The sequence below is a fragment of the Serratia sp. HNCC26DJ244 genome (genome assembly GCF_057180565.1).
In genome coordinates, this window is the sequence record NZ_JBXUGO010000013.1 from 106,379 (window position 1) to 120,136 (window position 13,758).

The window sequence follows — 13,758 nt, forward strand, 5'->3', positions numbered from 1 at the left end:
TATCACGATGGATCATTATGCCGCCGTAGCGGGCGCTTTGCGCATCAACCGTAGCGTGAAACGCACCCCCGGAGACAGTGCTGTCACCGAGATCTTGCCACCTAAACTGTGTGCCAGTTGCTGAGCGATCGTCAAACCAATACCTGTGCCTGAGACCCCTTCAGTAATGTTTGATTTTACCCGGTAAAAAGGCATGAAAATCATTTCAAACTCTTTATCAGCGATACCTGGCCCATAGTCCCGTACATGAATATCAACATAGTCCGCATGGGCAACCACTTGTAGGTCAACTTGCTTTCCTGTAGCGGCATACTTCTCTGTGTTATTGAGTAAGTTGTTGATAATCTGCGTCAGACGGTCTACATCAGAATTCACCAGCGCATTTTCAGCCACTGTCACAACCAGCGCCATTCCCTTAGCCTGCAGGGAAGGTGTAAAGGTATGCGCAATCTGTGTGACTAATTGGCTGACATCCACTGACTGAAGATACAACTTGGGTTCACGCGTAAAAGTGAGAATATTCTGGATCAGACGGGATAAGCGCTGGCTCTCGCCAATAATCACATTCAAATAGCCTAGCTGACCACCATGCTGATCAGTCAATTCCTCTTTCAGTAGCTCAGCATAGAGTGTGATATTAGTCAGTGGGGTTTTCAGCTCATGGGATACCTGGCTAACAAAATTCACCTGTTGACGCGCCAAGCGTGTTTTTTGCGTATATTCACGGTATAGACGGAAGAGAATAAACCCAATACTGGCCAGCATTAGCAGAATAAATATCCCACCCCAGAGGTATACCGCCAATGTGTTGACTGGCTGACCATAATAACTAACCTGCCAGCCCGAAAGTGGATATGGCAGGTTTTGCTGTTCCAATAGTCGTTTTTCATCTAATAGCCGATAGGGGTTGCTCTGATACAGCACCCGCCCATTCTCTCTGACGACCAACGTATCGTTGCCAAAATCCACTTGGGCAGCATTGATGACATCAGAGAGTAAATTGATATAAGAAACGCGAAATCCTAGCGTGTCGCTACCTTTATTACGCCAATAAATAAGTAGCGCATCCTGAAGCTCTCCGCCGATAAACCAGCCTGATTGCGGCGCCGCATGCTCGTTTTTTAGACTATGGCTGTAAAGTAAGGAAGGGTCATCCACCAGGGGGGCGATCATCTGCAACCAGGCATGCTCTTGTTGACTCAGTGGCTCATTATCCTTGGGATACAGCAAGTGACCTTTTTGCAATACAAAAACCGCATTAACATCACTGTCTTGCTCAATCAGCTTTTTAAAGGAGTCATCATCGCGCTGGACATAATCCATAATGGCGTCCAGACGTGTCGCTTTCTGCTGGAGAATATCCATGATACTGGTGCTCATCTGCGCGGCGCGCGTCTGTGCCAATATCTTGGATTGGTAGTGACGCTGCAATACCTCGTGCTCGATGGTGCGCACACCCAGATAAGTGATCAAACTGAAAATCACCAGCGTCATCATGACAAAAATGATTAAACTTCTGCGCTTGAACATCTGGCTCCTTGGAGGGTTGGTGACACTGTCACCAATGGAATTCTGCTTTAGACTCTGTTGATGCCGGCTGCAACTGCCTGCAGCCAGCAATCAAAACGATTATTGATTCTTCTGCGTTTTAATATTGAAATTTTGTTCTTTTACCGCCTTACGCGATGAAGCCTTGCTTTCATTATCTAACTCTTCCACCATCTTCTTGTTCATCTGCGCACTGGATTCCGCTTTCTGCCTGGCTTCCGGTGTTTTGAGTTTCAAGCTTTGTAATTCCGCTGCATTGCCGCTAATGACCGCTTTAGCTTCTTCCATTTGCCCTTTATCCATCAACTGTATCGCGCGCTCATTTTCAATGGCTGATTTCTGAATAGCTGAATCGACAATCACATCATCCACTTGGGCTGAATTCACTTCTTGTGAGGACTGGCTGTAACTGACATTCACCTTTTCATCAACAGTATCAACCCGTTTGCTACTGAGGTTGGCATAACTGACACTCACATCAGCCAACAGTTTGGTTTCCGCATGCTGCCCTTTTGCTGGAACCACTTCCAACAAGACATATTTTTCCTGGTTGGCATACAGTTGGTTAAGTTTTACCTTCACCTTGTTCTTGCTGATAGTGCCATCGCGGCCAAGCAAACGTACGGGTGTCACCTGCTCCGGCGTGGTAATAACCACCTCGACATCTTGTGCTACCACTGACATCACATCATTAAATTCATGGGCCAATATTCCTTCCAGATTATTGGCATTTTTTACAAACACATGATTTCCGTCGCTATAGCTGGCAATGGTGGTCATCAGATCTTCGTTATAATCTTCACCAATACCAAATGTAGTAATGGCGATACCTTTTTTGGCAGCGACTCTGGCCAGCTCGGCTAATTCACTATTGGAGGTTGGCCCGACGTTGGCTTGACCATCAGAAAGCAGAATAATACGGTTTATCTGTTCTTTATCCAGATGACGGCTCACCTGCTGGATCCCTTTGCTAACCCCAGCAAACAAGGCGGTACTGCCGCCTGATTCAATGCTACGTCTTATTGCATTAATTATCTGCTGCTTATTTTTTACTTTCGTCGCTGGCAGTATCACTTCAGCTTCAGAGTCATAAGCCACTATCGACAAGGTATCATTGCTGTCGAGCATATTAACTGCCGTAATGGCCGCATCTCTGGCATTGATGATCCGCTCACCGTCCATTGATCCCGAACGGTCAATCACCAGCGCCAGATTAATCGGGTGACGCTGTGCAATAGCCTGCGGGTAACCTACCAGCGAAATTTTCAGGTAGTTTTTTTCTTGGCTGTTTTCCAGAACAACGGGAGAAGCCACTTGAGATTTGACGATGACTTTATTTGGGGCCGTACTCTCAGCCTGGACCCCCCAAGGCAATACCGATAACGCGAATAGCGCAAGAATACATTTTAGATTCATGGTGATACTCCAGTAAAATAATCCAATGCATTCTTGCCTATCTTGAACAACAAGATGTCTTTCTGCTGTATAAAGATGTCAAAAAATCGTAAAAGTTACTCTCCTGCTCTTCATTCGAGTTGCAGAAACAGCAACTCGAATGATTGAGAGTATCAACAGCACAGTAAATCAATGTTTCAAGATATACATCTGCTGGCTATAAGCGACATCTTCCGGGTTAGTGATTGGGTAGCCTTTCACCCACGGTTTAATCAAACGACCATTGGTATATTGATAAATTGGCGCTATTGGTGCTTCTTCCGCAATCATCTGTTCCGCTTTATTGTAATCGGCGGTGAGCAGCGTCGGATTGGTTTCACGGCTGGCCTGCGCCAGTAACTGATCATATTGCGGATTTTTGAATTTGGCGATATTACCAGTATGGGAAGAGGTGAGTAACGACAGGAAAGTCGAAGCCTCATTGTAATCCCCCACCCAGGAAGCGCGTATCACATCAAAATTACCGGTATTACGGCTATCGATATAGGTCTTCCATTCCTGATTCTGCAATTGGACATCAACACCCAATGTTTTCTTCCACATTGAGGCCACCGCAATCGCTATCTTCTGATGGCTCTCGGACGTGTTATAGAGCAGAGTGAGTTTTAACGGATTATTCGGACCATAACCCGCTGCCTGCATCAATGCCTTGGCTTGAGCGTTCAGCTCTTCCTGGGTCTGTTGTTGCAATAGATTAGCTTGTGGTTTAAAGCCAGCGGTGACATCCGGTGTAAAATGATAGGCAGGTTTTTCACCAGTACCCAGCACTTTTTCGGCAATAATTTGCCGATCAATCGCGTATGACAATGCTTGGCGTACCCGGACATCGTTGGTAGGTGCCCGTTGGGTATTAAATGCGTAGTAATAAGTGCCCAGTTGATCCGGTGTATAGACCTGACCAGGAATATCTTTCAGCAACTTTTGGTACATGGTTTTTGGAAAGGATTCGGTGATGTCGATATCCCCAGCCAAATAGCGTTTGGTGGCATTGGATTCCTGATTAATCGGCACAAAGGTGACTTTAGTCAGTACCGTCTGTGCGTGATCCCAATAATGCTCATTGGGTACCAGAACCAACTTTTCGTTTACCACGCGGTCTTGCAATTTGAACGCCCCATTCCCCACCAAATTACCGACTTTGGTCCAGTCACTGCCATATTTTTCAACGGTGGCTTTAGGCACTGGGAACAGGCTGAAATTCGCCGTCAGGCTAGCAAAATAAGGTACCGGTTTATTTAACTGTACCTTCAGCGTATGGTCATCTAACGCCACTACCCCGAGTTTATCCACCGGCATTTTGCCAGCAATAATTTCTTCGGCATTTTGGATACCTGCCAACTGGGCAAACCAGGCAAATGGCGATGTATTTTTGGGGTCAACCAGCCGTTGCCAGCTATAAACAAAATCTTTTGCCGTGACAACGTCACCATTTGACCAGCGGGCATCTTTACGTAAGGTAAAAATATAGGTTTGGTTATCATTGCTTTGCCAACTCACCGCAACACCAGGGATCACATTGCCCTGCGCATCCTGATTCACCAGACCTTCAAACAGGTCACGCGCCACCTGCGCTTCTGGTAACCCCACGGCTTTAATGGGATCCAGTGATGCCGGTTCATCTTTAATATGACGGACAATTTCTTGTTTTTCCGCCAGCAAAGTACCAGCAGGAACCTGGGCGGCCATTGCATTACCCATCACTGCGCTGATCGCCAGCGCACAAAGTGCCAAACGAAAACTCTGCTGCATTTTTCTTTCCGCCATTATTGATTAACCATGCAAAATTTTTATCATGCATTCCTATCGCCTTTCAAGCCGCAAGACGGCCAGAAGCGCTTTATTCGCCTAACAGACTGTGAAAATTAAGTTAAAGCATAATACACTGAACATCACCACAGCTTCTTTATTTTGGCATGAAGGAATCACAGCATGATCCAACACCGACCACAGAGTGAACGTGGCCAACTGACCACTGCTGGTGAGCAGTATGGCAAATCAGTGCTAGGTGCACCGTTACTCTACTTCCCCGCTGCCATCCAGGGCCCGAACACCGGATTGGTGATAGCAGGCACCCATGGTGATGAAACTGCTGCGGTGGTCACCCTATCCTGCGCATTACGTAGTATTGAGCCTAATCAGTTGCGTCATCATGTGATCCTGGCGGTCAACCCCGATGGTTGCCAGCTTGGGCTACGCGCCAATGCCAATGGTGTTGATCTAAACCGCAATTTTCCAGCCGCCAATTGGCGTTCCGGGGAGACAGTTTATCGTTGGAACAGTAGCGCCAAAACACGCGATGTGCGGCTATCTACCGGCGGGAGGCCCGGTTCCGAACCTGAAACCCAGGGATTATGCCATCTCATTTATCGCTTAAAACCAGTTTGGGTAGTGTCATTCCATGAACCCCTGGCCTGCATGGAAGACCCGCAAAAGTCCAGATTAGGAGAGTGGCTTGCCCATAAGTTTGCTCTGCCATTGGTCACCAGCGTCGGTTATGAAACACCCGGTTCTTTTGGCAGTTGGTGTGCGGATTTATCTTTACCCTGTATCACCGCTGAATTGCCACCCATCTCTGCTGATGCCGCCAGTGAAACTTACCTGGATGCCATGGTGGAATTACTGACCTATGGTGATTGATTCAGTACCTACAATTCAGCACCTACAATTCCATGCCTACAGCGCAATGGCTCCGCACTCAAAGGCCAGACCTGGCTCCACATCTTTTGCCAGCCAGGTTGGGCCATCAAGGTCAACAAAACGTGAGCCTGGTACCAACGGCAATGCAGCAGTGATCGCTCTAGAAGTACACAACATGCAGCCGAGCATGATATCAAACCCCTGCTCTCGCCCCTGTGCAGCCAGTTTCAGTGCTTCGGTCAAGCCCCCCGTCTTATCCAACTTGATATTGAACATTTGGTAACGATTCGCCAAACGCGGCAGGTCAGCCGTGGTATGGCAGCTTTCATCAGCACAAACCGGCAGTGGATGGACAAAATTTTGCAGGGCATGGTCATTATTGGCAGGTAACGGTTGCTCTAGCATGGCAACCCCCAACTCTGCCAACAAATGGCAACGAGCCTCTAATTGTTGCTCTTGCCAAGACTCATTAGCATCGACGATTAATGTGCTCTGTGGCACAGCGTTACGGATCGCCCGCATCCTTTCATCAACCCAATCATTATCCAGTTTGATTTTCAGTAAGGTGGCGCCCTGCTGCTGCAACGTTTTAGCCGCTAATGCCATGGCTTCAGGTGCTGCGATACTGACTGTTTGCGCCATCACTACACGGGTTGGCGCCACTACACCACTAAGCTGCCAGCGGTCGCGACCAGTAAGATGGCATTCCAAATCCCATAACGCAGAATCAACAGCATTGCGTGCTGCACCCGCAGGCATCAGATGTAGTAAATCTTGCCGCGTTGCCCCTTGTGCTACAGCATCAGCGACCGCAGCAAGCTGTTCCATTACTGAAATTTCGCTCTCACCATAACGGGGATAAGGCGTGCATTCACCGATGCCACAGTGGCCTTGCTGTTCAATCTCTACCACCACCACATTGGCTTGTGTGCGACTACCCCGCGCTATCACAAAAGCGGTATGCAACGGCCAGGATTCAGAATAAAAACGCATGCTTCTCATCGTTACTCCTGAATAACATCCTCACTGTCATCAGTGAGCTTACGGCTACTCAGCCCATACTCACGCAATTTGTTGGCGATGGCGGTGTGTGAAACCCCCAGGCGTTTGGCCAGTTTACGTGTGCTGGGGTAAGTACGATAAAGACGTGTCAGCACCGAGCGTTCAAAACGCTTGCTGATATCATCCAACGACCCATCCAACACTTCATCCGCCAATGACATTTCCACTTCAAATTCCGGCAAGATGATGTCTTGCGGGCGCAGTTGAAAGCCATCCGTCTGTGTCAGAGCACGATAGATGGCATTCTTCAACTGCCGAACGTTACCCGGCCAACTGTATTTGATGAGGAAACTGTTCAGATCACTCGCCAGCTTCGGTCTTGGTACCCCTTGTTCATCGGCGAAGCGCGCCACAAACAGTTCCGTCAGTGGCAAAATATCCTGTGGGCGTTGATGTAAAGGAGGAATAGATATCGTCAATACGTTAAGGCGGTAATAGAGATCTTCACGGAATTCTCCACGCTGCACCAGCTCAACCAGGTTTTTCTGAGTTGCACAGATCACCCGCACATCCACATGCACTTCATGCTCTTCCCCTACACGGCGGAAAGTACCGTCATTCAGGAAACGTAGCAGTTTAGTTTGCATGCGTGGCGACATCTCGCCAATCTCATCCAGCAGCACTGAGCCGCCATTCGCCTGCTCAAAGAAACCCTTTTTCCCCTCCAACGCATTGGGATAAGCCCCAGGAGCATGCCCAAACAGTTCACTCTCAACCACATCATCGGGTAATGCCGCACAGTTTAATGCCAGGAAAGGTTGCTTTCCGCGCGTGCTACGCAGATGGCAGGCACGTGCCAAGATATCTTTACCCGTTCCGGTGTCGCCGACAATCAGCAACGGCGCATCGAGCATCGCCAATTTACGCGCCTGTTCCAGTACCTGGCGCATTTTCGGGCTGACACCGACAATCTGCTCAAAACCGCTGTCATCATTGACTGCCAGACTCTGTAGCTGGCGCCCCATACGCGCAGCCGATTTTAGCATCACCACGGCACCCACCGGGGCCCCCTGCTGCTGCTCATCTTCCAGATAAATGGGGGTGATATCCATCAGGAAATCCTGACTGTGGACCACCACACGCTCGGAATGGGACGCGATATTCTCGCTCTCCAACCAACGGCCAAAATTATAGCCACTAATCAGCTGGCTGGCGGTCTGATGACGGATTTTATCTTCACTGAAATTAAACAATATCTGTGCAGCCGGATTGGCAAGCTCTACCTTGCCTTTCATATCAATGGAAAATACCGGTTCCGGCATTGATTTTAATAACGCGCGTAATGCCCGGTGTTCACGTTCTGAAGGCATAAAGTTGACCGTGCGCACATCAGTGACCCCATCGATTCGCCTGATTTCAGCCATCAAGGCACGAAAAACATCAAAATCGAGTTGGGAAAAATTCAGATAAATACGGCCGATGGGGTCAATTTCAATACCACGTAAATCGATGCCGCGGGATACTAAAAGATCGAGTAATTCTCGAGTAAGACCGAGACGGTCTTGGCAAAATACTTCCAAACGCATCAGTATTGACCTTATCTCTGCAGGTGCGGGAATATCTCACCATGATACTCCCTCCCTCCGAACAGAAGAAGTCATCTGTCAGCAAAAGTTGACAGAACTCTGTTTTCTTATTCCAGCGGCGACCAAAAAGCGATTGAACCGCGATTTATTGCGGCCGAGAGCCACTTTTGCTCATTGTCTCTTTTAACTGTGCGACAAGTTGTTTACGGAAATCGCCAAGTTTGGGTTTATCCCCCTCTAGCCAAGGCAAAGGGCGGCAAAGCTCCATCGCTTTAATGCCTAAGCGCGCCGTTAACAGTCCTGCACCAATCCCCTGCGCTGCCCGTGCTGAAAGACGAGCCGCAATATCTTGTGACATCCAATCCATCCCCACTTCCCGCACCAATTCAGACGCACCAGCAAAGGCGATATTCAGTAACACCAGCTTGAATAACCGTATTCGGCTAAAATACCCCAGTTCGATGCCATACAAGGTCGCAATACGATTAATCAGCCGAATATTGCGCCAGGCAATAAATGCCATATCCACCAACGCCAGTGGGCTGACAGCAATCATCAGTGCTGACTCGGCGGCCGAACGGCTAATTTCCCGCCGAGCCTGGCTATCGAGTACCGGTTGTACCAGCTTGGCATACAACACCACCACCTCTCGATCGTTTTGGGTTTCATGCAGTGAAGCCTGCCAACGTTGTAATGCCGGGTGACCTGCTGGCAACCCCGCCTGCTGCGCCAACTGTTCGCAGAACTGGCGTCCTTTACCCAAGCCATGGCTGTGTAATAATTCGCGGGCCTCATCACGCTCTTGCGCTCGTTGGCGCAAACGATATAACCGCCGCCACTCGCCCACCAATGAACCAATTCCAGCAAATACCACTAATCCCCCGGCGACGCCACCACCGAGGGCAATCCAATCTTGCTGAACCCAAGAGCTATGCAACCACTGCCCACCTTGGGCTATCACACTGATGCCGAACAGCAGCAAGCCCGCATTCACCATTTTACGCCATAGGCTACGCTTGGGTTTCAATGCCGCATTGATGATCCCTTCCGCGCGCCCCTCTTCTTCTTCCTGTTCCAGCTCCGGCGAGGTAGGGTAAAAATTCTCAGCCTGTTGTTGATCAAATGCCATACTGGCGCGCAGCACTGGCTCTTCTGGCGGCTGCAACGACTGTTCAAAATCAATACGCGGTTTTAGCGGTTCACTCATCGTAATTTGTCTCCCAATAAAAATTCCATCGCGGCATCTAGGCGAATATGCGGCAATGGACTTTCAATGCTCATCACACCTGGGCGAAATTGGTCAAACTGGAAACCTTGTTGCTGCCAGAATGCCGGGCCAGGTAAACGGGCTGGCACCTCACCGGGGAATACCGTCAATGGTTCACCATCACTTAGCCGGTGGCCTTTCAGTGCAGCCATTCGTTGCCCATGGTGTTCAACAGTGCCATTTTCTGTCCCCTGTATCGAAGCCAAGCCGAGGCAATCCATACTGATACCTTCAAATGCTGCGTTCTGCCAAGCCTCTTGCACCAGTTGCTGCAACAATGAAACCAGATTGGAATGCTGATCAGCAGTAATGTGATCCGCTTTGGTGGCAGCAAACATCAGTTTATCAATGGTCGGTGAAAACAGACGATGAAACAGGGTCCGTTTACCATAGTGGAAACTGCGCATCAGTTGGGTGAGTGCCAAGCGCATATCATTAAACGCTTGTGGACCACTGTTGAGAGGTTGCAAACAGTCTACCAAGACAATCTGGCGGTCAAAGCGAACAAAATGCTCTTTATAAAAGGCGTTGACGATCGACTGGCAATAATAATTAAAGCGCGCGCGTAACATCCCTATATTGCTGTTTTTATCCGCTTGCGCTAAGCGAGGGTCCTCCAGCTCGGCAATATTTGGCCAAGGGAAAAACTGCAACGCAGGCGCGCCAGCCAATTCCCCGGGTAATACAAAACGACCCGGCTGGATAAAGTGCAACCCTTGTGCCTTGCACTGTAGCAGGTAATCGGTATAGGCCTGAGCAATCTCTGCCAATTGGTTTTCATCAGCCGGCTGTAATGGATCAAGTGCTTGGCACAAGGTTAACCAAGGTTGCGCCCATTTGGCCCGATCCCCTTGCAGTAACCCACCCATCTGCCGTGACCACGCCAGATAGTCCTGTTCCAACATCGGTAAATCCAGCAACCACTCACCGGGGTAATCAACAATCTCCAGATACAGCGTCGAGGTTTCCTTAAAATGACGTAACAGAGAGTCACTTGAGCGGTAACGCAACGCCAGACAGATTTCACTGACGCCGCGCGTTGGTGTTGGCCAACTTGGCGGTGAACCATAGAGCTGTGCCAATCCTTCGTCATAGGTGAAGCGCGGGATCCCGAAGTCTCGTTGAGGGATGCGTTTAACCCCCAGCAGGCGCTCTTCTCGCACTGGCGAAAATAGGGGTAGACGAGCGCCGCTGTGAATATTCAGCAGTTGGTTGACAAACGAGGTGATAAACGCTGTTTTACCACTGCGGCTCAGCCCGGTTACCGCCAAACGTAAATGGCGGTCCATGCCCCGGTTGAGCAGCGAAGTAAGCTCATGTTGCAATCGTTTCATTGCTCTCCAACGAATATTTACCCGTCATCAATGAAGCTGTAGCAGTATTGGCTATGCTCGTTCACCCGAATCACTGACTTGAGTAAGCTCATCGGGACGTTCTCGTTTGCCGCCTACCTGCAACTCCATTGAACTTGGGTATAAAAGGTTACAGTTTGCGAAAACGGCTCTGTACACCAAAGGTGTCAGAGGTGACGTAGCGCTCAATTTGGCGGAGTTGCTGCTCCCCACTGCCAAGTTGATACGTCAGTTGATCAAGCAACTGGCGTGGTGTAGCGGTTTGTGCCTCCTGATAGCTACTCGCTGGGGCTTCATCCAACGTGAAGGTCAGAACGATATAGGCAATTACGGTAAAAGCAAACAAACCAAAAAACACTGACAGTACAGCAATCACGCGGATCAACAGTACCGGCACCTCTAAATAGTGTGCCAAGCCGGCACAAACCCCTTTCACCATCCCTTCTTCAGGAACACGATATAATTTTTTATTGCCTGTTGCGCCGGTCTGCTGCCAGCGGTTCTCACCAGAGGTTCCGGTTTGGTAGTCACTCCCTTGGTCATAATTCCTTCTTTCTTGATTTTTTCTCATTACGACTCCCTCCAATTGGGATGTTCCGCATCAAGAATATCTTCCAGCGCCTGAATACGTTCACGCATACGTGCAGCATCTTGCGCCAGTTGTGCCAGACGTTGCATTTCATGCTGACTTAATTGAATACCACTCTGCTGCCGATTGCTGTAATGCAGCCATAGCCAAATCGGGGCGACAAACAGCACAAATATTGTCAATGGAATGGCCAGTAATAGCGCGCTCATTTCAATTCCTTCTTGTTGACCAGTAAGTGCGGTCATACAAAGATAACCGCATTAGCAAATTATTCAGAACGATTCATCTTGGCTTTCAAGGCTGCCAACTGCTCGCTGATGGCATCGTCTGCTTTGAGTTCGGCAAAGGCCTGGTCCAGCGTTTTATTTTTACCCAGGCTCATACTCTCTGCCTCAGCTTCCATATGATCAATACGTCGCTCGAACTGTTCAAAACGCGCCATGGCTTCATCCAACTTACTGCTATCCAGTTGGCGGCGCACATCACGAGAAGATGAAGCAGCTTGATGGCGCAAGGTCAATGCCTGCTGACGTGCGCGAGTTTCGGTCAGTTTATTTTCCAACTCACCAATTTCACTCTTCATGCGTGCCAACGTTTCGTCAATCGTCTCCGCTTCCTGACGTAACTTAGTCATCAATGCCGAAACTTTTTGCTTTTCAATCAGCGCCGAACGCGCCAGATCTTCTTTATCCTTACGCAGTGCCAGCTCAGCTTTTTCTTGCCACTCATTGAGTTGGGCTTCTCCTTGCTCAATCCGACGCAGCAACTGCTTTTTTTCTGCTAAAGCGCGCGCTGAAGTGGAGCGCACTTCAACCAATGTATCTTCCATTTCCTGGATCATCAAACGCACCAACTTTTGTGGATCTTCAGCTTTGTCCAGTAACGTATTGATGTTGGCGTTCACGATGTCAGCAAAACGAGAAAAAATACTCATAATTTACGTCCTCTTCGGGTTGTTGGCTTAAATTTGCATCAACTGGGGTCATAACGCGCCGAGTTAAGTTAAATTACTCGCCATAAAACATAATTACCTTGATACGACATGGCTTCCATACTGTATTGATCCAATTCTGTCTTGCACCACTACAGTCTTGCCCCATTACTGCCTTACCTCATTGCTGTCTTACCTCATTGTATTATCAAGATACGTGCCAACTTTTAATTGATTGAAAAGTAATGATTATTTATTTTTGACTCTCTTTGGATTTACTGTAAAGTGAGTATTTTCACTAAATATTGGTCAATTTAATCATGAGTGACGCGTTAGAGAATCTGCTAGGCGAGGCAAACTCCTTTGTTGAGATGCTAGAGCAAGTTTCGCAATTGGCGAAACTCAACAAACCTGTACTGGTGATTGGCGAGCGGGGGACCGGTAAAGAGTTGATTGCACACCGCCTGCACTACCTGTCCAATCGTTGGCAAGGGCCGTTTATTTCGCTCAATTGTGCCGCCCTCAATGAAAATTTGCTGGATTCTGAACTTTTTGGTCATGAGGCTGGTGCCTTTACCGGCGCACAGAAACGCCATCTTGGTCGCTTTGAGCGAGCTGACGGGGGCACCCTATTCCTTGATGAATTGGCGACTGCACCGATGCTGGTACAGGAAAAGCTACTGCGGGTGATCGAATATGGTCATCTGGAACGGGTCGGTAGCAGTCAGTCGCTGCATGTGGATGTGCGTCTGGTCTGCGCCACTAATGATGATCTCCCTGCTCTGGCTGCAGCCGGTAAATTCCGCCCTGACCTCTTGGATCGCCTGGCATTCGACGTAGTGCAATTACCCCCATTACGTCAGCGCCAGCAAGATATCATGTTATTGGCTGAGCATTTCGCTATTCAGATGTGTCGCGAACTTTCGCTACCTCTGTTCCCTGGGTTTAGTGAACATGCGCGTAACGTGCTGCTGGGTTACCCCTGGCCGGGTAACGTGCGTGAATTGAAAAACGTGGTGGAGCGCTCAGTGTATCGGCACAGTTCAAGTGAACATGAGCTCAATGAGATCATTATCAACCCCTTTGCTCAGCATGCGGAAGGGATTGATAACATGACGGCTCAACCAACCGCTGATTTACCCGCCTTACCATTGGACTTGAAGACTTGGCAACATCAGCAAGAAAAAGCCATGCTGGAAGTGGCATTGAAACAAGCGCGTTTTAACCAGCGCAAAGCGGCCGACCTGCTCGGGTTAACTTATCACCAACTGCGTGGCCTTTTAAAAAAACATGCATTGTTACAGGGTAACGAAGCTACCTGATAACGATACCAGCCTGAGGACTGGGCACGATTAATATCGTAGAAATCGCAACCATTTTATTCAAGGGTT

General features: G+C 48.8%; 12 protein-coding genes. 2 read left to right on the plus strand and 10 right to left on the minus strand.

The features are described 5' to 3' along the window. Window positions 1-15: 15 nt before the first annotated feature. From AC2A06_RS12210 to AC2A06_RS12220, 3 genes are all read right to left on the minus strand, one after another. Window positions 16-1,530 (minus strand): sensor histidine kinase, encoded by a 1,515-nt coding sequence (locus AC2A06_RS12210; protein WP_484380448.1) that lies wholly within the window; start codon window positions 1,528-1,530, stop codon window positions 16-18. Between the two features lie 99 nt (window positions 1,531-1,629). Next, window positions 1,630-2,964 carry a vWA domain-containing protein gene (locus AC2A06_RS12215; RefSeq protein ID WP_484380449.1) on the minus strand — a complete coding sequence of 445 codons (1,335 nt, stop codon included), beginning with the start codon at window positions 2,962-2,964 and terminating at the stop codon, window positions 1,630-1,632. A gap of 168 nt (window positions 2,965-3,132) precedes the next feature. Continuing rightward, on the minus strand, window positions 3,133-4,767 hold the full coding sequence (locus AC2A06_RS12220; protein WP_484380450.1) for a peptide ABC transporter substrate-binding protein: 1,635 nt from the start codon (window positions 4,765-4,767) through the stop codon (window positions 3,133-3,135). Window positions 4,768-4,932: 165 nt separating this feature from the next. On the opposite strand from AC2A06_RS12220, the gene mpaA reads away from it, so the two are divergent. After that, entirely contained in the window at window positions 4,933-5,640 is a 708-nt protein-coding gene (mpaA, locus tag AC2A06_RS12225; RefSeq protein WP_484380451.1) for a murein tripeptide amidase MpaA, read from the plus strand. Between the two features lie 36 nt (window positions 5,641-5,676). Here the strand turns inward: mpaA and ycjG are convergent, their stop codons facing one another. The 7 genes from ycjG to pspA all read right to left on the minus strand — a co-directional run bounded on the left by ycjG (window position 5,677) and on the right by pspA (window position 12,370). Next, window positions 5,677-6,642 (minus strand): L-Ala-D/L-Glu epimerase, encoded by a 966-nt coding sequence (gene ycjG / locus AC2A06_RS12230; protein ID WP_484380452.1) that lies wholly within the window; start codon window positions 6,640-6,642, stop codon window positions 5,677-5,679. A 2-nt stretch (window positions 6,643-6,644) separates the two neighbouring features. Next, window positions 6,645-8,228 (minus strand): transcriptional regulator TyrR, encoded by a 1,584-nt coding sequence (gene tyrR, locus AC2A06_RS12235; protein ID WP_484380453.1) that lies wholly within the window; start codon window positions 8,226-8,228, stop codon window positions 6,645-6,647. A gap of 145 nt (window positions 8,229-8,373) precedes the next feature. Continuing rightward, the gene (locus AC2A06_RS12240; protein WP_484380454.1) at window positions 8,374-9,435 is read right to left on the minus strand and encodes a TIGR01620 family protein; all 1,062 of its coding nucleotides are present in this window, start codon (window positions 9,433-9,435) and stop codon (window positions 8,374-8,376) included. Continuing rightward, window positions 9,432-10,829, minus strand: coding sequence for a YcjX family GTP-binding protein (locus AC2A06_RS12245; RefSeq protein WP_023491686.1), 1,398 nt, complete (start codon window positions 10,827-10,829; stop codon window positions 9,432-9,434). Before AC2A06_RS12245 ends, AC2A06_RS12240 begins: the two co-directional genes overlap by 4 nt. Window positions 10,830-10,977: 148 nt before the next feature. Continuing rightward, complete coding sequence (gene pspC / locus AC2A06_RS12250; protein ID WP_484380455.1) at window positions 10,978-11,418, minus strand: envelope stress response membrane protein PspC; 441 nt, start codon at window positions 11,416-11,418, stop codon at window positions 10,978-10,980. Continuing rightward, window positions 11,418-11,645: an envelope stress response membrane protein PspB gene (gene pspB / locus AC2A06_RS12255; RefSeq protein ID WP_473197705.1), complete on the minus strand. Its 228-nt coding sequence runs from the start codon at window positions 11,643-11,645 to the stop codon at window positions 11,418-11,420. Before pspB ends, pspC begins: the two co-directional genes overlap by 1 nt. Before the next feature lie 59 nt (window positions 11,646-11,704). Further along, window positions 11,705-12,370 carry a phage shock protein PspA gene (pspA, locus tag AC2A06_RS12260; RefSeq protein WP_473197704.1) on the minus strand — a complete coding sequence of 222 codons (666 nt, stop codon included), beginning with the start codon at window positions 12,368-12,370 and terminating at the stop codon, window positions 11,705-11,707. Between the two features lie 317 nt (window positions 12,371-12,687). Between pspA and pspF the strand changes: the two genes are divergently transcribed. Further along, window positions 12,688-13,689 carry a phage shock protein operon transcriptional activator gene (gene pspF, locus AC2A06_RS12265; protein ID WP_484380456.1) on the plus strand — a complete coding sequence of 334 codons (1,002 nt, stop codon included), beginning with the start codon at window positions 12,688-12,690 and terminating at the stop codon, window positions 13,687-13,689. Window positions 13,690-13,758: the final 69 nt, after the last annotated feature.